At 37.7% G+C, this 23,506-nt stretch carries 20 protein-coding genes; 9 read left to right on the top strand and 11 right to left on the bottom strand.

What is annotated here, in order from left to right; genetic code table 11:
- The first annotated feature begins 79 nt into the window (after positions 1 to 79).
- From M899_RS03070 to M899_RS03080, 3 genes are all read left to right on the top strand, one after another.
- Positions 80 to 1,468: a TldD/PmbA family protein gene (locus tag M899_RS03070; RefSeq protein ID WP_021270137.1), complete on the top strand. Its 1,389-nt coding sequence runs from the start codon at positions 80 to 82 to the stop codon at positions 1,466 to 1,468.
- On the top strand, positions 1,468 to 2,805 hold the full coding sequence (locus M899_RS03075; RefSeq protein WP_021270014.1) for a TldD/PmbA family protein: 1,338 nt from the start codon (positions 1,468 to 1,470) through the stop codon (positions 2,803 to 2,805). The genes M899_RS03070 and M899_RS03075 overlap by 1 nt, the downstream gene beginning before the upstream one ends.
- A 111-nt stretch (positions 2,806 to 2,916) precedes the next feature.
- Positions 2,917 to 3,225, top strand: coding sequence for a hypothetical protein (locus M899_RS03080; RefSeq protein ID WP_021270056.1), 309 nt, complete (start codon positions 2,917 to 2,919; stop codon positions 3,223 to 3,225).
- Between the two features lie 64 nt (positions 3,226 to 3,289).
- Here the strand turns inward: M899_RS03080 and M899_RS03085 are convergent, their stop codons facing one another.
- The 6 genes from M899_RS03085 to M899_RS03110 all read right to left on the bottom strand — a co-directional run bounded on the left by M899_RS03085 (position 3,290) and on the right by M899_RS03110 (position 12,420).
- The gene (locus tag M899_RS03085; RefSeq protein ID WP_034727638.1) at positions 3,290 to 4,663 is read right to left on the bottom strand and encodes a KamA family radical SAM protein; all 1,374 of its coding nucleotides are present in this window, start codon (positions 4,661 to 4,663) and stop codon (positions 3,290 to 3,292) included.
- 111 nt (positions 4,664 to 4,774) lie between these two features.
- Positions 4,775 to 6,343: a YiiX/YebB-like N1pC/P60 family cysteine hydrolase gene (locus M899_RS03090; protein ID WP_021270163.1), complete on the bottom strand. Its 1,569-nt coding sequence runs from the start codon at positions 6,341 to 6,343 to the stop codon at positions 4,775 to 4,777.
- 137 nt (positions 6,344 to 6,480) lie between these two features.
- Positions 6,481 to 7,938 carry a hypothetical protein gene (locus M899_RS17430; RefSeq protein WP_155897056.1) on the bottom strand — a complete coding sequence of 486 codons (1,458 nt, stop codon included), beginning with the start codon at positions 7,936 to 7,938 and terminating at the stop codon, positions 6,481 to 6,483.
- Positions 7,935 to 8,936, bottom strand: coding sequence for a PulJ/GspJ family protein (locus tag M899_RS03100; RefSeq protein WP_021270092.1), 1,002 nt, complete (start codon positions 8,934 to 8,936; stop codon positions 7,935 to 7,937). The genes M899_RS17430 and M899_RS03100 overlap by 4 nt, the downstream gene beginning before the upstream one ends.
- A 14-nt stretch (positions 8,937 to 8,950) precedes the next feature.
- Positions 8,951 to 9,445 (bottom strand): PulJ/GspJ family protein, encoded by a 495-nt coding sequence (locus M899_RS03105; RefSeq protein WP_021270068.1) that lies wholly within the window; start codon positions 9,443 to 9,445, stop codon positions 8,951 to 8,953.
- On the bottom strand, positions 9,445 to 12,420 hold the full coding sequence (locus tag M899_RS03110) for a hypothetical protein (protein ID WP_021270004.1): 2,976 nt from the start codon (positions 12,418 to 12,420) through the stop codon (positions 9,445 to 9,447). The genes M899_RS03105 and M899_RS03110 overlap by 1 nt, the downstream gene beginning before the upstream one ends.
- A gap of 399 nt (positions 12,421 to 12,819) precedes the next feature.
- Between M899_RS03110 and M899_RS03115 the strand changes: the two genes are divergently transcribed.
- Positions 12,820 to 13,836, top strand: coding sequence for a tyrosine-type recombinase/integrase (locus M899_RS03115; RefSeq protein WP_021270144.1), 1,017 nt, complete (start codon positions 12,820 to 12,822; stop codon positions 13,834 to 13,836).
- Positions 13,837 to 13,918: 82 nt separating this feature from the next.
- Positions 13,919 to 14,599 carry a lysophospholipid acyltransferase family protein gene (locus M899_RS03120; protein ID WP_231370250.1) on the top strand — a complete coding sequence of 227 codons (681 nt, stop codon included), beginning with the start codon at positions 13,919 to 13,921 and terminating at the stop codon, positions 14,597 to 14,599.
- Positions 14,600 to 14,603: 4 nt separating this feature from the next.
- Here the strand turns inward: M899_RS03120 and M899_RS03125 are convergent, their stop codons facing one another.
- Positions 14,604 to 15,335, bottom strand: a complete 732-nt coding sequence (locus M899_RS03125) for a response regulator (RefSeq protein WP_021270090.1) — start codon at positions 15,333 to 15,335, stop codon at positions 14,604 to 14,606.
- Positions 15,336 to 15,450: 115 nt separating this feature from the next.
- Here M899_RS03125 and M899_RS03130 point away from each other — a divergent pair, with 115 nt between their 5' ends.
- Positions 15,451 to 17,646: a penicillin acylase family protein gene (locus M899_RS03130; protein ID WP_021270150.1), complete on the top strand. Its 2,196-nt coding sequence runs from the start codon at positions 15,451 to 15,453 to the stop codon at positions 17,644 to 17,646.
- Here M899_RS03130 and M899_RS03135 read toward each other — a convergent pair whose 3' ends face one another.
- Positions 17,647 to 18,471 carry a class I SAM-dependent methyltransferase gene (locus tag M899_RS03135; protein ID WP_021270073.1) on the bottom strand — a complete coding sequence of 275 codons (825 nt, stop codon included), beginning with the start codon at positions 18,469 to 18,471 and terminating at the stop codon, positions 17,647 to 17,649.
- Positions 18,472 to 18,587: 116 nt separating this feature from the next.
- Between M899_RS03135 and M899_RS03140 the strand changes: the two genes are divergently transcribed.
- Positions 18,588 to 19,166 carry a Maf family protein gene (locus M899_RS03140; RefSeq protein ID WP_021269979.1) on the top strand — a complete coding sequence of 193 codons (579 nt, stop codon included), beginning with the start codon at positions 18,588 to 18,590 and terminating at the stop codon, positions 19,164 to 19,166.
- On the opposite strand, the gene M899_RS03145 is transcribed toward M899_RS03140, so the two are convergent.
- The 3 genes from M899_RS03145 to M899_RS03155 all read right to left on the bottom strand — a co-directional run bounded on the left by M899_RS03145 (position 19,163) and on the right by M899_RS03155 (position 20,999).
- On the bottom strand, positions 19,163 to 19,666 hold the full coding sequence (locus M899_RS03145) for a dihydrofolate reductase (protein ID WP_021269960.1): 504 nt from the start codon (positions 19,664 to 19,666) through the stop codon (positions 19,163 to 19,165). The two genes, M899_RS03140 and M899_RS03145, sit on opposite strands and share 4 nt — an antisense overlap.
- Positions 19,663 to 20,502 carry a thymidylate synthase gene (locus tag M899_RS03150; RefSeq protein ID WP_021270029.1) on the bottom strand — a complete coding sequence of 280 codons (840 nt, stop codon included), beginning with the start codon at positions 20,500 to 20,502 and terminating at the stop codon, positions 19,663 to 19,665. Before M899_RS03150 ends, M899_RS03145 begins: the two co-directional genes overlap by 4 nt.
- Before the next feature lie 104 nt (positions 20,503 to 20,606).
- Entirely contained in the window at positions 20,607 to 20,999 is a 393-nt protein-coding gene (locus M899_RS03155; RefSeq protein WP_021269969.1) for a response regulator, read from the bottom strand.
- Positions 21,000 to 21,115: 116 nt separating this feature from the next.
- Between M899_RS03155 and M899_RS03160 the strand changes: the two genes are divergently transcribed.
- Both M899_RS03160 and M899_RS03165 read left to right on the top strand, forming a co-directional pair.
- A complete protein-coding gene (locus M899_RS03160) occupies positions 21,116 to 22,303 on the top strand; it encodes an exo-beta-N-acetylmuramidase NamZ family protein (RefSeq protein ID WP_021270158.1) in 1,188 nt (395 codons plus the stop codon).
- 67 nt (positions 22,304 to 22,370) lie between these two features.
- A complete protein-coding gene (locus M899_RS03165) occupies positions 22,371 to 23,486 on the top strand; it encodes an ABC transporter substrate-binding protein (protein ID WP_021269989.1) in 1,116 nt (371 codons plus the stop codon).
- Positions 23,487 to 23,506: the final 20 nt, after the last annotated feature.

The following is a 23,506-nucleotide window of genomic DNA, read 5'->3' on the forward strand; positions in this document are numbered from 1 at the left end:
GATTTGACACAAAATTGACCTTAATTTCTGGTAAATATGGGAGTTCACTACTAAAATAAAAAATCTCGAGAGGTGAATAATGCTAAATAATCAAATTGCTAAGAATGTCATTGACTATGCGATGTTTCACGGGGCTGATTTTTGCGAGCTCTTTGTGGAAAAAAGTAAGTTTCAAATTATCAACGTCCTTGATTCGAAAGTTAATTCGATCAATAGTGGGATTGACTCAGGAATTGGAGTCAGAATTTTATATGGCACCAAAGCACTCTATGGATATACAAATTCTTTTCAAGAAAAAGATCTTATCGACGTTGTAAAAAAACTTGTGGCCAATGATACGAAGAAACAAATCTTAACGGCCTTACCACTTCATGCCTTTGAAGTTCAAAATATTCACCCTACACTTCTAAGTTTGAGTTCAAATTCTGTGGAGACAGAAGAAAAAATTAGATTTTTGATGACAATCGATGAAGCTGCTAGAAAAGTCAGTTCAAAAATTTCTCAAGTTAATGGTCTAACAAATTTAAAAGAACAAAAAATTGAAATATTCAATTCAGAAGGACTATATGCAACAGATACACGTCACTACACAAGACTCGTGGCCAGTGTCTACGCAAAAGATGGCAACAATCAGCAGTCATCATACGATGGGCCAGGTGCTCTTATGGGATGGGACTTCGCAGCTGGAATTGATCCTGAAAAAATGGCCATTAACGTTGCAAAAAGAGCTGTAGAGAAATTAAGTGCTGCCGATTGTCCAAGTGGTAAAATGCCCGTCATTATAGATAATGGTTTTGGTGGTGTTATTTTCCATGAGGCCTGTGGCCACTTACTTGAGACGACATCTGTAGCAAAAAAATCATCTGTCTTTCACGATAAGATGGGAGAACAAATCGCTCATAGTGCAGTAAGTGCTGTTGATGATGGCCTCATTCAAAACGCTTGGGGTTCTATTAATATTGACGATGAAGGAATGCCTACTCAAAGAACACAACTTATCAAAGATGGAATACTCACGAGCTTTATGGTTGATAAAGTAGGGGCCATGAAAACAGGATTTGAAAGAACGGGTTCAGGACGTCGCCAAAGTTACAAATTCGCACCAACTTCTCGTATGAGAAATACTTATATTGAGGCCGGTCCCCATAAATTAGAAGACCTCATTGCTACTGTTGATCATGGAATCTACTGTAAAAAAATGGGTGGTGGTTCTGTCGATCCTGGTACGGGTGAATTTAACTTTAGCGCAGATGAAAGTTACTTAATTGAAAATGGCAAAGTGACAAAGCTCTTAAAGGCCGCCACTTTAATTGGAACAGGACCACAAACACTTTCAAAAATATCAATGGTTGCAAACAACCTCGATCTTGCCACGGGAATGTGTGGGAGTAGTAGTGGATCAGTACCTGTTACCGTTGGTCAGGCCGCTCTGAAAGTTGATGAGATTTTAGTTGGAGGGCAAAAGTAATGCAAAATTCAAATGAAAGAAAAGTACTAGAAAAAGTCATTACTCTTATTCAAAAAAGCAAGGCCCAAGGAGACGTGATTTTTACTCGCGCTAATTCATTTAGCCTAAAGGCCCATCAAGGTGAGCTTGATAAGTACGAAGTGAATAATGGGGCCACTATTGGTGTAAGAGTTATCAAGGACAACAGAGTTGGTCAGGCCTTTTCAGAGGCCCTTGATGATGACTCTTTGCAATTTATGGTCAATGAAGCTCTTACAAATGCGAAATACTCAAAAGAAAATCTTTTTGAAAAGATTTCAGCGCCAAAAAAAGAAGTGATCAATAATGATGTCTTACAAGCAACAGATGCTGATCCAAAAAAGATGATTGAGCTTTGTCTTGAAAATGAAAATTATATGTTGGCGCTCGATAAAAGAATTAAAAACTCTCCCTACAATGGTGTTGCCGAAATTTATAATCAATTTCTCTATTTGAATACCAACGGCACTTATTGTGAGAGACAAGATAAGTACTATCGCATCGTGTGCTCGGCCCTCATTGATGACGGTCACAATAATTCTTCCGTCTATGATTATACGACGACTAAAAAATTCACAGATCTTGAATTTAAAAAGATGTGTGAAGCCTGTGCGACAGAAGGTCTAGAACTATTAAATGGGAAAGAAATCCCTACAGGACGCTACAATATTGTCTTTAATAATGAATCATTAAGTTCAATATTGTCTCCATTTTTAGGAATGTTCTCTGGAGAAAAGGCCGTTCGTGGATTAAATCCAATGAAGGAAAAATTAGGAGAACAGATCGCATCAGATTTAATCACAATTGTTGATGATCCAAAATTTGAAGAGGCCTATTACAAGTATGACTTTGACCATGAAGGAAATACTACACAAAAAGTTACATTGCTTAACGCTGGTGTCTTTCAAGAACTTCTTCACAATAGTGCAACCGCCAGTGAGTTAGAAATGAAAAACAATGGACGTGCAAATCGTTCTCCGAAATCAGCTCTAGGTGTTACAACTACAAACCTCATAATTGAAAGTGGGAAAACGAGCGAAGATATCCTTCAAGAGGAAGAATATTTAGAGATTGTCGACATCCAAGGAACGCACTCTGGAACAGATTTTTTCAGTGGAAATTTCTCGTGTCCTGTTAAAGGTCATATTTGGAAAAATGGGCAAAAGACAGGGCAATTTAAGAATGTCACACTGACTGGAAACTTCTATGATATGATCAAAAACGTTAAAATGGTCGGAGATAAACTCTACCCGAACCCATCAAATACATTTTTTGCTCCGAAAATCATCTTCAGTGATCTAAATATTTCAGGTAGTTAGACTATTATCAACGGATCTTCTTAGGTCCGTTGATAACTTTTTTACATTGTGTCTTGTCATAATAAATTCTGTTTCATAATCTCTTCACATAACTTGTGAAGGGGAAAATTAATGAAAAAGCTTATTTTAGCTCTAACGATTGCTTTGGCATCACTTCAAACATTTGCATGGTGGCCAACTCAAGCATACGTTACTTATAACCGCACACTTGTTTCAGCTTCGGTTTACAACCATTATGGACGTCCTATCATTTGTAACGCCAATGTATACGGTAGAACAATGTATGGAAACGTTTTCAATGGAGCTATGTGGAACCAAGTCATTTGGCCAGGACAGTATGCTTACGCCTATGTTTATTCTGGTTATGCTGATCCATTTATTGGTGGTTGGGCAAACGCACATTGTACTTGGTACTACTAATCCCCCCAATTTTAGTAGTATCTGAGAAATAAGAAAGGGACCTTTATAAGGTCCCTTTTTTTATTTAAAATCCAGCTTTTTTCTTTGCTTCAGCGACCATGGCCTCTCGCGTTTTTGGATCACTCCAGCGCTTTCTCGCATCTTCTTTAAGCTTATGAATTGGATCGTAGTAAGTGAAGCACTGACCCGGTTTTACATAAGGAGCAGTCCATACAGAGATCCCATTTTCTTCATCGTAATATTCATAACTCGAAACGTTTCTCTTTCCTCCCCCACCAGGAAGGTCACAAACAAAAGTTGGAGTATTAAAGCCAGCAGTCGTTCCACGCACGGCCTTTTCAATCTCCTCGCCTTCGCGCAGAGTTGTTCTTAAATGCTCACAACCAGGGACCATGTCATGCATATAAACGTAGTATGGTTGAATATTCATATAACCAACCTGACGTGTGAGTTTAACCATTGTTTCAACATCATCATTTACGCCGGCCTGAAGCACGGCCTGATTTCTAACAATAATCCCTTCGGAAAAAATTCTATCCATGGCCATTTGTGACCACTTTGTAATTTCGTTTGGAGATGAAAAGTGCGTGTGGATAACAACTTGCTTACCAAAAGCACGTCCAAGCTTAACGACATCACATACAGCATTGAACCAATCATCATCAGTAAGAACTTTCATAGGGAAAATTGCGATACCTTTTGTGGCCAGACGAATTCTTCTAATATGAGGAATCTTTAATAGGTTCTCACCGATATAACGAATTTGAGCGGCCGTTAGCATATAGGCATCACCACCAGAAACAACGACGTCCTCTACTTGAGGAGTACGTGTCAGGTATTCAAAAACAGCATCCCATTTTTTCTGATTTGCTCCATATGTTTCTTTTTCAACAGCTTCAGTTGAACCACCAATGATTCTTGAACGTGTACAATATGAACAGTAAACTGGACAAATTGTTGTTGGTAAAAATAGTACTTTATCAGGATATCTATGTGTCAACATCGGAACAGGCATATCTGCATCTTCGTGCAAAGAATCGGCCTCGTGAAATGGATGGTCTTCAAGAAGTTGACTTTTAACAGGAAGAAATTGTTTTCTAAGAGGACAATTATAAGGATCTTTCCAATTCATTAGTGCGAAAATATAAGGTGTAATTCTGATATTCATTGGCACAACATGCATGGCCGCAACAATATCAAGATAGAAACTTTCATCAATTCTATCACCTAAAACTTTTTTTACTTGCTCTACTTTTCGAATAGAATTTTTTTGTTGCCACAATTGATCTGCGAATTCGCCACGAGTGACACTTTCCCAAGCGGGAATCTCTTTCCAGAAATCGTCGTTTCTAAAATTTCTGTGCTCAAGAGAAATTAACTTATTGTCTTTAATCGTCATACACTTCCTTTTTTCAAATGAAGATGAACATTTGCTCATATGAGTTCTATATGTTTGGAATATATTTTCTTATCGGTAATTAAACAAAAAACTAAACTACAATACTAAGGAATTCATGTCAAAAAAAAGGGCCGCGAAGGCCCTTTGCTATTATTTTTTTGGATGAAAACGACGATGAAACTTAGGTTCAGCAATTCTTTGTCCAATTCTGTCGCGTGGTGGAACATATCTTTGAGCTCGCCATTTCTGCCACAGAGCATGGTCTTCAATCTTAAGCTTATCTAAATGATCGAACATTTCTTTGAGCCCGAGAGGTCTCTTCTTTTCTTTTTCAAGCTTATCAAGTTCTCCATAAAAATACTCACCCACTTCATCTAGCACAAGAAAAAGACTCATCTGTTTGGCCGACATATTGAGTGGAAATTGATGCTCAAGATCCTTTTTAGCAAACTTTTTTAGCAGTGACATCATGATGTCACTTCTTCTTGCCATATATGAGAAACGTGACAAGATTCCAGTAGTAGTACTTGGGTCGAAGTTATAACCTTCGTTTTCCATCCAAATAAAGAGCTTGGTAAGAATTGCATCTTTGAAGCGCGAATCCCTTAGTTTAACAGGGTTTCTCCACTCCGCTACAATATCAAAGCGTGAATCAAATTGAATATCACCAGGACCAAATGTCCTAAATGTTTCAATATTCTTTTCGTCGACTTTAATTCCAAGTGTCTGCAAGAATTTCAACAGTCCCTTATGAAAGGCCGTTTTATATTCAGGAATTTCAATTCCGGCCAATCCAAGCCTTTTAGCGGCCTCTTTATAACCAAGATAGACAACTTCAGAACAAAATAGTCGATCTGCATTTTTATAATCCATTCCAAAATCGTATTCGATATTTTTCCCTTTATCTTGCTGAGTCTTTACTAGCTTATACATATAAGCACCGGCCTCATCGGCAAGCCTTTCGTTATCAGTTCTAAATACAACTGTTCTTGCATTTTTTTGATCGAGGTGAACTGATATTGGGGCCACGACGTTTCCAATTTCAATATGGGCCTCTGAGGTGTGAAGCTGATCTTTTTTGTCTTTATAGACAAGACTCATATGAGAAAATTGCGTATCAGTGAGACCTATCCTTGCAATAGCTGCAGAAGAAAAAGCATTTCCTCTGGAGAGAAGAGCATCTCCAGACTTTAAATCTTTCCAACTTTCAAAATCACTAAATTTTGGATTAACTAAAAAGTGTCCACCCTTACCAGTTAAAGTAATATAGTCTTTATCATCTTTGTCTGGACTCGATTTTGTGTAGCGATACTCTATGAGATAATCTTCAACATAGCGAAGGGCCGTGAATGCTCTTTTTATTGAACGAAGACAATTTTGATCGTCCTCGGTTTCATTTTTAAGCTCTTTCAAGCGCTCTTTAATCCCAAGTCGGATATAGAATGAGGATTTAATATAGTCATTTAATTCTTCATCAGACAATTGATCAAGAGAGGCCACATCAACATCAATCTCGTAAAGTTTTTGCCAATAGTATTCAATGGTCTTGTGACATGATTTAGCACTTTGATTTTTCCCAAGAGATATTTGAATATCTTCTAAGATTTCAAATAGCTTGTGCTTGTGTACACTGGCAGGGCCACGCCATTCAAAATTACTTGTATTCGAACAAGACGCCAAAGTTGAAGCAACAAGTAATGGCATAATGATTTTTTTCATAAGAGCGCTCCTTTACCCATCTCTTATCGTCAGACTTTATTCTTTTACTTACTTAAAAAGTAGAAAATGCCCTGATATTCAGGACATAAAAAAGGCCCCTGAGTATGGGGCCCTTTGTATTAACAATATTATTAATCTTAGAATTGAACTGGTGAGAACCATACGTCGTGAACAATACCTTTTTTCTTCTTACCTTTCATTACGTAAGTGAAGTCACCTGATTGCTTAATCTCTGCTCTACCTTGGAACTGAAGATTGTTTCCTTTGTAGTAAAGATTAATTGCAGAAATACCTTTTGAAGACAGAGAGATTAGCTCTTCTTTCTCTGAGATTCCGTTACCATTTAAATCTCTCCATAGTACTAACTTAGAGAAGATTGGATCTTTGGAATCAATGACAAAGTCAGTATTTTCATCATGAAGCTTAAGCGCCTCAAAACCATTATCAATTCTATCACCATTACCAAAAAGCTCTTTATTAGAAGTGATTTTTCCATCACCATCTTCATCGTAAGCGAGGAAGTATCCTTTTGATTGTGGCTCTACCCAATTTGTTACAGTTGTATCTTTATGAAGTGGGAATGAACTCACTCCTCTAAAGTTAGGTAGATCATCGTCAAAGAAGAACATTAGTGGCGAATAATAACTTCCGCAAAATTGGTTAGTTCCTAAGAATGCAGGTTTAACGTTAAGACACTGCTCAAACTCATGGAGACTGACTTCTTGCTTAACAGAAAGCGGCTTCCAAGTACCATTTGCTTGAAGCTGAGAGAAGCTAACTTTAACAGAACTTGCTTTACCAGAACTTTGATATTCACCTGTAGTTAGATTTCTAAATACACTTCTCTTATTAAGATTAAGATCATCTAATTCAACAACAACTTCCCCTCTCTTACCTCTTTTAGAGACAACAGTAGAGCTTGAACCACCAGTTGGAGTTACTCCAACCATTGGTCCCATATCTTGAGCTTCCATTAGACCACAATTTGCAATCCCTGGTTGCTTCTTATATGAAGCCGTTGCTGCGTATCCAGTACCTTTCCAGTTGTAGAAGAAAAGACAACTAATCTTCTGATTCAAGGTACCCTGTGATGCGATGTCAGAATTTCTAGTACACTCAAGAGTATCATTTAAAAACCAGCTCGCATTGTTGTAATCACATGTATAAGGAACATCTTGATAAGCATTCGTTACTAAATTTAAAACTCGACATGATACTTTGTGACCCGATGTTGAGTCCCAAGTACAACTTTGACCATAATTATCTGGCCATGTAACTTTTGGCGGGAAGACGATATCAGAGGAATAAGTCCCACCGTTGTTTGTAATTGTTAATTGCATTTTTACATTTTGTCCCGTCGGGTTAATCGTACTCCCACCACCACGCAGGTTCGCACCATAACAAGAAGGGTAAATAGCAACCTTTAAATAATTGGGATCATCACCTTCACAGCCTTTGCGTGTGGCCTGATTACCAATTTGTTTAATGGCGGCCCCTGATAGGGCGTTTTTAGGGATAACCGAAAACTCTTGGGCGCTAACATGTAGACTTCCCAGTAGAGTTAAGCTTGACAGATAAACGTACATCTTTTTCATAAGCATAACCTCTTTTCCTCTAGTTCTTTTTTATCACAACTCTGAAGATTTATTGTAATTTGTGGAGTCGAAATATTACTTCTTTGAAATTTCAGAAGCTTAACCTTATCAGCGATGGCAATTTCGCGATAATCACCGCCAACATTTTTTGTCCCTCTTAAAACTTTACCGTAAAGGATTCCTTTTTCTTTTATCGTTTGCACTCTAAAGCGAACGATTTTTACACGTGACAAATACACTTCTGTTGGAAGACCTTCAAGATAAGGAATATTTCTGAAGAACTTGTCCTCAGTATTTGTCGAAATGTCTGTACCAGGAACTGGCTTTGTTCCTCTAAAATAATAAATCGCTTCCTTATCATCTTTTATTGGTTCATATTTAAGAGACTTGTTATTCACATCAATTAACCAACCAAGATAAGAAACAAGTTTTGGTGGTTCTAGATCATACTTTGTACTATCGTCTCTTACAGCATATTTAGAATATAAAAGCATTAAGCTTCCAGCATCCCATGGAGACGGAGTTAGAAGACCCAGGATATTATTTCTATTGATTGAATCAAATGTTAAACCTGAACTGCTGTAGGCTTCCTTTGGATCATAAACAAGCTCTTTCTTAAAAAGATTGTCTGTGATCATCATGTAGAATGATTTCGAATAAGCACCTTCTGTTGCAGGCATCTCTAGTGTAACTTCTCTTGTACAGTCAGCAGCAGCACATGGAGCATCGAAGAAATAATCAAAAAAGTTTTGATCCTTGTCATCTGGATAATCCATAGTACCGAATGAGGGTTTTGCAGCACTCAGGTCATATCTAATAATTTGCTCAAATTGCAATTTATTGAGTGACTTCAAAAGTCTATCTTTTGATTTCTCACTATCCTTATTAACGATAGTAAAAAATTGAGTCGCAAAGAGAAAAACCACCCCAGCAAGTCCGGCCGCAACCATGACCTCCGCTAGAGAGAAACCTTGTTCATTTATTCTCGTTCTTTTCATCTTCGTTTCCCGCACTATATACCGTTAATAATAAACTCGTAGTCCTCAAAGTTCTCAATCAAGTCTTTATGGACAACTCTAATCGTTAATTTATAAACACCACGAAATTTAGGGTTTGGATGGGGTTCAACGATAAATCCCATTCTTCCTTTATAGTGATCACAATTACCACTAGCGGCCTTTTGCTCACAGTAGCTTGCATCAATTATCCCATCTTCATTCCATGCTAATGGAAGCTCTTTCATCAAAGTATCTTTCGAAGTCATTTGCTTGAAAATGGTTGGATCTGTGGTTACCTGAAATGTCGCCCCCGTTGAGCGGATACTTTCATAGAGATCCAAAACCCCACGGCGAATAACGATATCATTTTCAGTCTTCTTAACACTTCTATCGATATAGCGACTCGATCCAGTGAAAGAATAAATAATCGCCCCTAAAACTGCCGTGGCCACCATAATTTCAACAAGAGTAAAACCTTGTTGGGCCTTTTTATTTTTTAAGAACTTCATTATTCAACCCCCGTTTCAATCCACATCGTAGAGGTTACAAATCGTCTATAACGTCCAGGGATTTTTGACTGTGTCGTTACACTTGAACCAGATGATGGAATACCAATCTCTGGGTCAACGGTTGTCCAGTTAAAATTATTCGCCCCTTGAATAACAAATTTCATTGGTGAACAATTTAAAAATTCTTTCTGTTCGTCTTCACTCAAAAATGGTGACCAACCAGGTACATTAAATTTACAGTTGTTAGAGCTATTGAAAGCATCTGTTGATTTTTTCAAGTCACCACGAATTCTTAAAAACTCTGTGGCCAATGGGTGCCAGACACTGAAAAAATCAATACCATATTTTTTCGCACTATTATCAATTTTGATATTTTTCGTAATAATCGTTCCGATAAATCTAAGGGCCTTACCTCTTGATTGAATCGTCAATGTTTCACAAACATAGAATCCAAACACAAGCTCGACATTCGATTTAACAATACAATCTTTTACAATCGATATTGTTGGAATACCTTTATAGTTTTTCGGGTCCATATCATACTCTAAAAATTCGTGTGAAGGCTTAGGTGTAACAGCTGATGGATCATCAATAGTTACCCCAGAGTGTTGAACACTATAAAGCCATGAGAATTGAGTATTATCTGTGAATGAAATATCCCACTCTGCCGCTGAAGCATCAGATACCCCACTACAATCAGTATCGTATCTTTTAGCATCAGCAATCGTCATCCCGTCTTCTGGTAAATAAACTACCCATCCACTATCTTTGTCCCAGTACTTAGGAGGATCATCAGGTTGCCATCCTGGATAATTATCTTCTTTTAAAAGCATCCATCCATCATTGGCAGAATTTGTATCAGTTAAAACGTCATTATCACCATTAGTAAAAGTTACTTTTCTAAAACCTCTACTTCCAAAATATCTTTCAATATTTAAGTTGATGTAGTTTCTATAAGTATTTCCATCTTGAGGGTCGTTTGGTCCTGGCAAGTGGTTCCAGTCAGTTCTTTTACCAGTAACTGCATTATTAGATCCCTCAACACCAAAATCAAAGGCATCAACTGTCAGACGAACCTTATCAATATCTTTAACAAGGGGATTACTAAGTTTGTCTTCATTAGTAATTGATATTTCCACATCCTGCTTATTAGAAATAAGAGGCGTCATTTTTATATTGATCTCTGGTGGAGTATCTTGAAGCTCGTCAACATAACCTTGAATCAAATCTCTGGCCGTTTCAAAATCTAATTCTTTTGCTGTGACTTGGGCCACGATGGCCTCACAATTAGGCTTATCTGAAGGACTTTGATCGTCACAAGTTTTATCTTTACTTGGATCATTGAATTCATTTCTTACCTTTTTACAGGCATCACTTCCAACATCTGGAAAGTCATTTCTTAGGTCACGACAAACACTTCTTAAATCGCTATGCTTTTGTTTGAGACCTTCTAAGTCTTTATATTTATCAAGGAGGTCATCATTGCGATCAAGATACTTAGTTTTATCCAGTAGATCTGTTTCAAGTTTTGTTAAAAAGTCTGGATCCATAATTGCGACTTTTCCTTCAGAGTCTCTTCCTAGAACGAAACTTCCTGCATCACTTGATGGATCATCATCACTACTTTCACGGATAACTGAATTTGAATCACTTGTTGTATAAACGCGAGAACCAAACTTCATTATCGGAAATTCAGAGGCCCCTGTATTGGTGACAACTGCTTTCAGATATTCACGTCCGTAATCTTCGAAATTTGATTTATAGCTTGTGTTATCCCAAGCAAAAACCTCGTGTGGTTTTGTGAAAGCGTATGGATAAGAGTACTCTCTAAATTCATTATCCTGAGAAAGGGCAAAAACATATTTACCATCTTTTCCCTTAACCCATAGACGAGAGTTTTTTGTTCTACTTGGATTATCTTTTAGGGCCGCTCTTTCAATACAAACTGATAAAAGAGTATTGGCCGGATAGGTAAATGAAGAACCAAAAAGTGGAGAGAGACCAGTATCGACTTTATTCTCTAGCGTAATACCACCTTTGATGGCCATGACATGAGGGAATTGATCATAAATTCTCTCATCACTACGTCCAAAAGATTTTGGGTTAAATAGATCCATATTCAAACGAATATTTCCCCCACCAACCCTTACAGCATCATAGAATCCAACTCTATATGTCCCAGTGTTACGAAGGATGAAATCATTTTCAACATAAACACCACTATGAAAACGAACACCTCTATCAGAAGCAAGACCTTTAAAATCTTCAACATCAAGATTACCGCTCTTTATAAGAGCAAACTGATTAAGTGTTCTTGGGTAGAAGGCAACAGTCGACTTTAAATACAGATTTCCCGGAATTGATTCACAGTTTTTTGCATCTGATTTAATTCCACGAATATTAATAGTAATAACCTTCTCATCTCCTACTGGCTGATTTGAAGGGTTTGTCGAACGATTGAGTTTGATCTCTACTTCAGATAGACATCTTTTAATAGGATCACTTAACGACAAATTTAAAGGGTGACTTAGTTCAAGTTCAGATAGCGATGAAATTGGCACCTTAACGCTAATTTCATTCATGGCCGGATTTTCAGGAATCGCAGCACTATAAGTCGTTTGATAAAGTTGCTTAATAGCATTATTGGCCGTCTGTGACCAAAGTAGTCTTTCAAGGTTCAGCTTATTGAGAACTTGATCCTTCATGGCCGTACCACCACAAGTCTCGTCTTGCCCCCAACTACTATCCATACACCAACGCTCTTTAACAGCATAAACTGTGTAGTTTAAGACACCGTGCAAGAATTTTTCAATCTCATAACTTTTACGCTGACTCTTCTTAACGCCAGAAAGCATATCAGAGATCGAATTGATGTTGGCGAGAAAAAATACTGAGGCCGCTGCAGCTGTGAACATAAAGAAAATGGCCGCAGAACCTTTTTGATTTTTCTTTCGAATGTCTCTTATTTTTTTCATAACTAATTTCCTGATTTTTAAAGAAATTATAAGCTTTATTTATAATCTGAAGTACTTCTTCTTGGGCGCCGTGCGCAAATTGTTAAAATTATTCAATTATTCTTAGCTCAATATAAATAATTAATTTGTGCCTACTCATAGGAATTTGCCCTAATAATATGGCAAAGAGCGCAATAAAAAAATTAACTCCTACCATTAACCCTAGTGTTACCCTTCATTTCTTAAAAAAGTGCCTTAAAATCGATTTTAGAGCTTTTTTAATTAAATCAATAGTTTACAAGTCATTAATTTCCTATAATATTAATTATAGGAAACAATTTTAAATAAAATGCATGGTCGTATTAAGTTTCCTAAAAATATAAAGACTTATCGTAATCTAAACCAAAAAAGTTAATAAAAATGATTCGAGAAAATGAACACTTAGTGGATACATACCTTCACTCTTTAAAAACAACCAACCACTCACCTCGCACAATTGAAAATTATCATTGCGACTTAAAAAAATTCATCAATTGGTATGAAAAAACTCAGACGCTCAATTTAGCGAGGGCCAATACAAAAACCATCGAAAATTATCAGCATTATTTGATGACTGGAGACATTCTTTATAAAAAAGCAGGATTTTTTGAGAAAATTGCTCTTATTTTCATCCAAATTCTTAAATTTCGTATGGGTCGCAAGAAGTATGGTGTTCTAAAAGCAGGAATTCTTCCAAATAATGCTCTGGCCATCGGCTCAAGAAAGCGCCACTTAAGCGCCATTAAAAATTTTTTTACATTTTTGCAGGAAATTCATGCTGATAAAGGCGGGAAGTTTAAAGTCAATCCAGTGAAGTCCAAAATTCACGTCATAAAGCTGAAAGATGCAGATATTGAGCACACAAAAATGCTGGGGGCCGAAGATTGGATGAAATTGAAAGAGGCCTGCTGGCGTACACAAGAGCGCTTGACCGTTAATCTCCTCTATTTTGGAGGTCTTCGCTTGAGCGAAATCACCCATCTCAAATTCAGTGACTTTAATGAACATAAAAGATCGGTCACATTCATTAGAAAAGGAGGCTCGCGCCATGAACTATTTTTGCAGAATTTTGAATTGATCTATAAGGATGTTCAATTTATGCAAAGAAAAGCTCCCTCAGAGTATCTTTTTGCCAATAAAAATGGACTGCCCGTCACGTCGCGAACCATGTCCAATCGAATCATGTCTCTTTTGAAGAAGGCCAATACTAGTGATGGGCTAAGTCCCCACAGTTTTAGAAAGGCCTGTGCGACAAATCTATATCGTAAAACAAAAGACCTGCTTCTTGTGCGTGATTATCTTAATCATAGCGATGCAAAAGTGACACAGACCTATATAGACAAGGCCCTTTTCCAGCGTGAAATGTTTTTACTTGGCACATCCGAGAAACCTTCCTAGGATATTGGACGAATTAAACGCCAAAATAAAGGTTCTTATGATATTTGCGATTCGTGCCTTACTTTTAATCATTTTAACGATCATGTTCGGAGTTTTCGGACTGATTTATTGCTTATTTCGCCCAACTAATCCCAGCAACACACTGGGGATAGCGCGCTTTTATTCGTTAGGATTAAATATTCTAAATATTGATTTTAAAATCTTTAACAAAGAGCGATTGAGCGTTGATGGTACAGCCGTCTTTATTTCTAACCATCAACACAATTTGGACGTTTTTCCCATGGGACGAATTGTTCCCAAAAGATGTGTAAGCATGGGAAAAAAACAAATTCTTTGGATTCCATTTTTTGGCCTAACGTATTGGCTCTCAGGAAATATTCTTATTAATAGAACTAATAAAAGAAAGGCCTGGGCCACAATGGATGGCGCAATCAGGGCACTAACAAAAGAGAATACTTCTGTTTGGATCATGCCAGAGGGCACACGCAGCAAAGGTCGAGGTGTTCAAAGATTTAAAAAAGGCGCATTCTACGCGGCCATTAAGGCACAAGTACCAATTGTACCAGTTGCCGTAAGCTCATATGACAAGCACCTCAATCTTCATAAATGGAATTCGGGAAAAATCAGAGTGAGTGTCCTAGAGGCCATTGATACAACGGGCATGGGTGAAGACGATATGCTCACTCTGATGGAAAGATGTCATAAACTCATCAGCGATGAAGTTGCGCGTCTCGACACTGATCTTCTCGCAGAAAAACTTTAATCAATCATAAAAAAAATGAATCATTTATTGCGCGTCTTAAAAAGTCGCGCACGAATGGTTTATATATATAGCCAGTGAATCCATCTTTTTCATGACACTGCTCCAAAGTTTCATGGTTGCTCACGGCCGTTAGAGCAAAAATTGGTGTTTTTTGTAAATTACAAACTTGTTCATATTTTCTAATATCACGACAAGCATTAAGGCCTGCTCCAGGCATTTCCAAATCCAGTAGTACCAAATTTATTTTTCGATGGGCCTTATCAATGAGCTTAAAATCATCCACCACATCAGTGGCATTATAAGAATGAATGATATTAGGTTTGGTATCTCTTAATAAACGCTCTAAAAGTAAATGCTCATCATCGTCATCATCAGCAAAAAGCACAGTAGGGCCTTTGAAATTTCCACTTTCACTGAGAATTAAACTATTCAAATACCCGTCAATCCCTTGCAAATTCATAATAGGATGAAAATGGACATGATTATTTTTGTCGATGAAATAAACTGTATAAGTAATCTCTTTTTGTTTTTGCTGTAACAAATGAGCAAAATCAAAACAAAGCATATATGGAGGTTCTCGAGGAGAATAAATTTCGTGATAGGGGCCATTTTCGATTAAAAAAAGCGCCTCATCCGTGTCGTCTGCCCATTGAATATCTGTAAAAGGGTCATCAATTTTCATGGCCAAAACTTCACGAGCAAAAAGATCCGGCTCTATGATTAATAAATGTCGCATAATCCCTCCCAGAACTATTAATATCTCTATTTTGCCCTAGAAAAGATGACATAAGATCAATCAAGATTTAAAATTTATTGATACTCACGTAAATGATAGTAATGGATATAAAGTTATGAAACTTAAAATTGGAATCAATAAGTTAAAATATAAAAATGAAGATATCACCATCACACGACAAGAAAATGGTGCGATCTCAGTCGAGGCGAAAACCGATATTGGACTTGCTTTTGCACAAGGAATAATCCATGCCACAGATCGCCTCATGCAAATGATCCTTGTGAGAACAATTGCTGGGGGTCGTCTTTGTGAATTATTACAAGATAATGATGAGACATTTGCCATTGACAAATTTATGAGGGAAATGGCCCTTTATCATGAGGCAAAAAAAGAAATCGTCAATTTGAGTGAAGATGACTTTAATTTTTGTAAGGCCTATGCCTTTGGTGTCAATACTATTTTAAAAAGTTGTTCAAGACCTTTTGAGTTCAAGCTTGTAGGTCTCCATCCCGAAGAATGGAAAATTGAAGACTCACTTGTGACAATCAAAATCATGTCGTACGTTGGGCTTGCTCAAACGCAAGGTGACATTGAAAAGCTCATTATTCAAATGATGAAAAGTGATACTCCTATACAAAAATTGAAGGAGCTTTTTTCGCCACATCTTGATGGCGTTGATGAAAAACTTATCTCGACACTGAAAAAAACACATCTCAAAGACCCTTTAGTCCCTAAAGAGATTAAACAACTCTCGGCCCTTCCAAAGATTGTTGCCAGTAACAACTGGGTTATAAGTGGAAAGAAAACAAAATCAGGCGGGGCCATTCAGTGTAATGATCCCCATTTGGAATGCAATAGATTACCGGCCATTTGGTACGAACTCAAAGCGACTACACCAAATAATACTTTCTTTGGTATTACCATGCCAGGACTCCCTGGTTTTATCATGGGTCGAAGCAAGTATATCAGCTTTGGTTTTACTTACGGTTTCATGGATATGATCGATTATTTTATAGAAGAGGCCAAGGGTGGAAAAATAAGAAGTGAAGATCAATTCACTGCCATCATGACTCGTAAAGAAATCATTAAAAGGAAAAAACACCATCCAGAAGAAGTCTATATCAGGGAGACTAGCAATGGCGTGATTGAATTTGATATTTCAAAACAATTACTACCAGATGGTTTATATCTTTCTCGTGCATGGTCCAATCATAAAGACGGAAGTGCAAAGTCCATAGAGGCCATTCGTGAATTATTGAATTGTAAATCAGCAAAAGAATTTCAATTATGCGCAAGGAAAGTGACGATCTCATGCAACTGGCTTGTCAGCGACATTGATGGCAATATTGCTTACCAACAATCTGGTCGTTTGCCTAAAAGATCACATTCAGGTCTCTACCCTAGATTTGGTTACATTAAAGAACAACAATGGCAAGGAATCCACGAAGATACTCAACTCGCTCATTTTGAAAACCCTGATTGTGGTTTTATCACTACGGCAAACAACGATATGAACCAAGAAGGAAAACCTCTTTCTATCAATATGCCTATGGGATCATACCGTAAGGATCGCATCAGTGAACTATTGCAAAACGAGAATAATTTCACAGCTGAACGTATGAGAGAAATTCAGTGCGATCTCGTTAGCATTCAAGCACGACAATACCTAGAGTTAATAAGAGATGAAATCACAAATTATAGTGAACTGAAAGAACTTTCTGAATGGGACCTGCGCTATAACAAAGAATCAATTCAGGCGAATAAATTTGAAATCTTTTATCACAACTTACTAGAAGAAATTTTCACTGAAGAGTTTTTAGATCAAAAGGCCTACTCTCACCTAAAGACCGAGACAAATCTTCTTGTCGACTATTATGGCAACTTTGACAGAATCATTTTTTCAAATAATGAAATATGGTTTGCAAAAACAAGTCGTGAGCAATTTTTAAAAAGGGCCCTAACAAAAACAAATAACTTCCTAAAAGAAAATAAAATTCCATCATGGGGCGAAAAACAAACGGCCTTTATGACAAATATTTTCTTCGATGGAAAACTTCCAAAATTTCTTGGATTTGACTATGGCCCAATCCAAATAGAAGGAAATAGAGCGACCATTGTTCAAGGGGCCTTATATCGCGCCCATGGCAGACTCTCAAGTTTTTGCCCTTCATGGCGCTATATCACTGATATGGGCAATGATAAAACCTACTCGATTCTAGCAGGTGGTATTAGTGATCGCCGCTTCTCGAAATGGTATACAACCGATATCGAGAAGTGGCTTAATTTCGAATACAAAGAAATATCTCTTTAATTAAATAACTTTGGCCTTGGCCTGAATGAATGAATAATAAAAAACAGCATTCGGGTCTCGGGCCACTTGCTTAAGTTCTGCGCGTGCTTTATCTACAGTTTCTTGATCAACATAGTTGTTGGAAACGAGTTGTTCTTCCGCAGATAAAAGTAACTCATGCCAAAAGTCGATATACTCCTTTCGCTTGCCGGGTCTTCTATTGTCTAAGTGCCATGTCTTTGTTTCAACTTTGATATCGCGAAAGCCTTGTTGTAATAACAAGTTTCCAAGCTTTGCTCCCACAAAAGGATCCCCTTTCATGTCGTATTGATAATCATTGAAGGCCATCCAATATTTCCAAACATTGGGAGAATAAGGTTCAAGAAAAAAGGATGAATTCAAAACTTCTGTAATGTAAACAGGTGAACCAGGAGAGAGCACTCTTCTCACTTCACTTAAAACCTTACTAGGATTTGGAATATGCTCAAGCACCCAACATAAAAAGGCACCATCAAATTGATTTTCATTAAACTCCATGTCTGTTGCATCCATTTCCATAAGAGTAAAACGATCTTTAGCATAGGCGATTTGGTCTAAACTTTCTCGGGCCGCTTCCAATTGTTTTTCACTTCGATCAATTCCTGTAAGTTTCAAATCAGGAAAGCGACGAAGCAAGATCTCCGATTGAGCACCGACGCCACAGCCAACTTCTAATAAATTTTTCACGCTTGATAAATTAATGTCTTTATACACAGTGTGTTCTGTAAAGCGGCTTTGTTTTCTAAGGCGCTCTTGTTCTGTGAGATTGAAGCCGTGAAGGTAAGGAAAATCTGTTTTTTCAGTCATATATACCCCTAGGTAATCAGATCTTCTCTATTTTGCCACCCTCTGACGTTGACTGAAAGTAAAAAAAGAATCATAAACATAAGTTTATAACCTAGTTGATTTAGAGGAGATTCTAAGTGAGTAAAATTATTCTCGGTAGCTCATCAGCATTTCGTAAGGCCCAATTGACAACGCTTGGAGTAGAATTTGAGTGTTACTCTCCAGATATTGATGAGGACGCAGTAAAAGAGATGGGTCTAACTCCCCTAGAAGTATCTAAACACCTGTCAAAAGAAAAGGCCCTGGCCGTAAAGAAAAAATACCCTACAGATATCATCATCAGTGGTGATCAAGTTCTAGAATTTGAAGGTGAAATTTTTAATAAGCCACTGACAAATGAAAAGGCGATGGAAACCCTGTCACGTCTACAAGGAAAATCACACCAATTGATCACAAGTATTTGTATCATAAAAGGTGAAGAGATTTTTGAACATACAGTTATCGCAAAAATGAAAATGAGAGAATTAACAAAATCTCAAATTGAAAATTATGTTTTGAAAGATGAACCTCTGTGGAGCTGTGGTGCTTACAAGCTAGAAACTTTAGGGATTGCCCTTTTTGAGGAAATCGAATGCAAAGATCACTCTTCAATTATCGGACTTCCTCTTCTAAGTGTTGCAAGCACTCTTATGAAACTTGGAGTTAATATCCTCTAGTCAAGACTAGAGGTTCTCTCTAATATTTTTCTCGTCCAAGAGTATTCATTCTTATCATCTTTTGGATGAGAAAGTTCTTCAGACAACTCCCATTCACTTGGATCAAGCTCTGGAAAAAAAGCATCGCCTGTCACTTGTGCATCAACTTCAGTTAAATACAATCGATCAATAATATCTAATGTATGCTCATAAATTTTTGCTCCACCAATAATAAAGACTTCTTCATCTTCATTATCGTGAGCAAATGTTAGAGCATCGTGAATATCAGAAAATGTGTGAACTCGCTCACCTTCAAAAATTTCAGTGCGCGACAAAACCAAAGTGGTGCGCCCTGGAAGAGCGCGTCCGATGGATTTAAAAGTATTGCTTCCCATAATGAGATGGTGACCCATCGTTGTTTCCTTAAACAACTTTAAATCACCACTCAACTTCCACGGCAGATCATTATTGATACCAATACATCTATTTTTGGCCTGGGCCACAATCATCGAAATAATCATATAGCAATCGGCGCCTTAATCGCTGGATGAGATTCATAGCCAACGATTTCAAAATCTTCAAATTCATAGTCAAAAATACTGTCAGGTTTTCTTTTGATGACTAGTTTTGGTAAGGCCATTGGTTCACGTTTTAATTGCTCGTAAACGATATCATCAGTTAAGTGATTCTTATACAGGTGAAGATCCCCAAATGTATGAACAAAGTCTCCAACTTCAAGATCACATTGCTGGGCAATCATATGAGTCAGAAGAGCGTATGAAGCAATATTAAAAGGAACACCTAAGAACAGATCGGCACTTCTTTGATAGAGCTGACAAGACAACTTCCCATTTTCCACAAAGAATTGAAAAAGACAGTGACATGGGGCCAGGGCCATTTTTCCAATGTGAACATTTTCCTGTGGAGAAATACTCTCATCAGGAAGTTCTGAAGGGTTCCATGCCGTAATGATAAGTCTTCTTGAATTCGGTTTTGTTTTAATCATAGTGATAAGATCACTAATCTGATCAATCGTCGCCCCACCCGGAGTCTGCCAAGAGCGCCACTGCTTTCCATAAATGGGACCTAGATCCCCTGATTCTGTGGCCCACTCATTCCAGATAGAAACCTTTCTCTCTTTCAACCAATTATTGTCTGTGCTTCCTTTTAAAAACCAAAGGAGCTCATAAATGATACTTTTTAAGTGAAGTTTTTTTGTCGTTACTAAAGGAAACCCTTTAGAAAGATCAAATCTAATTTGACGACCAAACACACTTCTCGTGCCCACGCCCGTACGATCAGAACGATCAGTTCCATTTTCACTAACATCTTTTAAAAGATCTAAATATGCTTGCATGTCTTCTCCTCCGTGTGTGTGACTCCTCATTCTCTCTTTTTTTACAAGAGAGGTCTATATTCACTTCGTTAGAATATAAGGCAAAAGCACAGGAATCTCGGAAGCTAATCTTGAATCAAATTCATAATAAAGGCAAGGAGTTCTTTTTTAGTAAAAGGCTTTTCAAGAAATGCTGTGACGCAAAGTTTATCATTGCAAAGGACTTCATTTTTAAGATGGGCGTGACCCGAACAAAACGACCAATTGATATCTACCCCCTTATCACGTAAATGACTAAGAAGAGCAAGACCATCTTTAAAATCTTCACCTTCATCTAGGCCGATATCACAAACAACAAGATCAATATTCTGATGGTTACTCATAATATAATCATGGGCCTCTGTTAATGTCGTTAGTCCCGTAAGTTTTAAATGAGAAATATTTTTTAGATACACCTCGACTAGCTCAATAATGCTAGGCTCATCATCAATAAAAACGAGATGTACATTTTTTTCCATGGAATTCCTTTTTATCCCAATAGTCTAATCCTCTGATAAGTTACGGTCAATTAAATGGACGAATAAAATTATTAACGATAACATATATTTAAAAAACTAAGGATGGTTTAAAACATATGAAAGCAATACAAACCGGGCTTGAGCGCCTGATTAATGACAAAAATATTCAAGATCGCATTACAGGAAATATCGCCTATCTTTGTCACAGTGCTTCTGTCGACCCGAACCTTGAAATCGGAATCACACCCCTACAAAGAATCTTCGGAACTCGCTTAAAAAAAGTCTTCGGACCTCAGCATGGACTCGTAAGTGATGTTCAAGACAATATGGTAGAAACGGATCATTATCTTCATCCTTTTTTTCAAATCCCCGTTTACTCACTATACTCAGAAACAAGAATCCCCACGGATAAAATGTTGGAAGGAATTGATACATTCTTAGTTGATCTGCAAGATGTGGGAACGAGGGTCTATACCTATATTTCGACTATGTCTCTATTAATGGAGGCCTGTGCAAAAAATGATATCAAAGTTGTCATCCTTGATCGCCCTAATCCGGCCGGTGGAGAAATCATTGAAGGATGCCTCCTTGAAAAGGGTTTCGAATCTTTTGTTGGGCGCCACCCCATCCCTCAACGCCATGGTATGACCATGGGGGAAATGGCCCTGTACGCAAACAAATACCACAATATCAACTGCGAGCTAGAAGTTGTGCAAATGAGTGGCTGGAGCAGATCACACTTTTGGAACGATTGCCATTTACCATGGGTAAATCCATCTCCAAACTTATCAACACCAGAAAGTGCTATTACTTTCTGTGGCACAGTACTTTATGAAGGCACTAATATTTCAGAAGGGCGCGGGACTACAAGGGCCCTTGAAGTTGTGGGACATCCAGAGATTGAGGCCTATAGTTTTTACGAAGGAATCAAGGAAGAACTTCACGCGGCAAGTGAGGGGTTTGTTGCGCGCCCAGTGGTCTTCATGCCAACATTTCAAAAGCATGTGGGCAAGGCCTGTGGCGGATTACATCTTCATCCAACAAAACCTGAATCGTTTTACTCTTGGCGAGTCGGACAAATTCTTTTGCGTGAATTTATCAACAAGCTTGGAACTTCGTTTGCTTGGAACGATAAACCTTATGAATATGAGAGCAACCGTCTGGCCATAGACTATATCAACGGCAATGAAACTTTGCGCCATTGGGCCGAAAACAACGGATCATTGTCTGAGCTTTTAGCTCTCGAAAAGAAAGGAATGGACCAGTATATGGGACACCGAGAGGACTGTTTACTGTATCGATGAATATTCTTTACAAAAGCGATACACTTCCCTAAACTTTTAATATTGAACATTTTTAGGGAGAGAGAAAATGAAAAAACTTTTTGCTAGTATTCTTCTAGTGGCCACGCTTGCCAGCGCAAACGCCCAAGAAGAGATTAAAATCGGTACAGTTTTTGCGATGACAGGTCCTATTGCAACTTATGGTCAAGAAAGTGTGAATGGTATTCGCCTTGCCCTTGAAGATATCAATAAGACAGGTGTTAACGGCAAGAAAATTAAAATTATCGTAGAAGACAACCGCTCAGAACCAAGTGATGCGGCCTCTGCCACGAAAAAACTTATTGAAGTTGATAAAGTTGCTGCCGTTATTGGTTCAGTTGCTTCAACAAATACACTAGCTGGAGCTCCAATTGCTCAGGCCGCGAAGGTTCCTCTCTTAACACCTGCTTCAACAAATGAAAAAGTAACTCAGGTTGGTAACTTCATTAGTAGAACTTGTTTCACAGATGAGTTCCAGGGTGTTGTAATGGCCAAATTTGCTTTTGAAAATCTTAAAAAGAAAAAAGCTGCAATCGTTATCGACACATCTTCAGACTACTCAAAAGGTCTTGCAAAAGTTTTCAAAAGAGAATTCGTAAAAATGGGTGGAGAAGTTATCGACACTGAATTTTCTTATATTCAAAAAGATACAGACTTTAGAAGTTTGTTAAGAAAAGTTAAAAGAACAAATCCAGATGTTATCTTTCTTCCTGGATACTACCAAGAAGTTGGTCTAATTCTTAAGCAGGCCAGACAAAGTGGAATCGATCTTCCATTCCTAGGTGGAGACGGTTGGGATTCACCAACTCTCCAAGAGCTTGCAGGTGAAGCTGTAAAAGGAAACTATATTAGCTCTCACTTTTCTTCAGATGACAAAGATCCAATGGTACAAAAATTTGTTCAAAGCTATAAAGCAACTTACAAATCAAACCCAGGGGCCATGGCCGCACTTGGATATGATGCCATCCTTGTAATGGCCGACGCTATCAAAAGAGCGGGATCAACAGATCACGAAGCTCTTAATAAGGCCATCCTTGCAACTAAAAATTTCCAAGGAGTAACAGGAATGATCACTATCGATAGCAATAGAAATGCTAAGAAAAGTGCCGTTGTTCTTGAAACAACACCTGCTGGAAACGTATTTAAAACTAAAGTTAATCCATAACATTTCTAAGGCGCTACTTA

The organism is Bacteriovorax sp. BSW11_IV (genome assembly GCF_000447755.1).
GTDB lineage: Bacteria > Bdellovibrionota > Bacteriovoracia > Bacteriovoracales > Bacteriovoracaceae > BSW11-IV.